1 protein-coding gene is annotated in these 467 nt (G+C 58.5%); it reads right to left on the bottom strand.

Annotation, left to right across the window (positions count from 1 at the left end; genetic code table 11):
• Positions 1-464: GTP-binding protein (locus QPK27_RS25240; RefSeq protein ID WP_290420889.1), on the bottom strand; the 464-nt coding region annotated here is incomplete at its 3' end.
• Positions 465-467: the final 3 nt, after the last annotated feature.

The following is a 467-nucleotide window of genomic DNA, read 5'->3' as shown; positions in this document are numbered from 1 at the left end:
CGGACTTCCATTTCGACCAGTTCCAGCAGTTCTGCGTCGTCGACCAGGTCGCACTTGTTCAGGAACACGATGATGTATGGAACGCCAACCTGACGCGCCAGCAGGATGTGCTCACGGGTCTGTGGCATCGGGCCGTCAGCGGCCGAGCACACCAGGATCGCGCCGTCCATCTGCGCTGCACCGGTAATCATGTTCTTGATGTAGTCGGCGTGGCCTGGGCAGTCAACGTGTGCGTAGTGACGGTTTTCGGTTTCGTACTCGACGTGCGCGGTGTTGATGGTGATGCCGCGTGCTTTTTCTTCTGGTGCCGCGTCGATCTGGTCGTAGGCCTTGGCTTCGCCGCCGAATTTCTTCGACAGGACGGTTGCGATAGCTGCCGTCAGGGTGGTTTTACCGTGGTCAACGTGACCGATGGTGCCGACGTTGACGTGCGGCTTGGTCCGTTCGAATTTACCTTTTGCCATTTC

Origin of the sequence: Massilia sp. YIM B02443 (genome assembly GCF_030411955.1) — a bacterium.
Lineage (GTDB): Bacteria > Pseudomonadota > Gammaproteobacteria > Burkholderiales > Burkholderiaceae_D > Telluria.
This window is presented reverse-complemented; position numbering and strand designations above follow the sequence as displayed.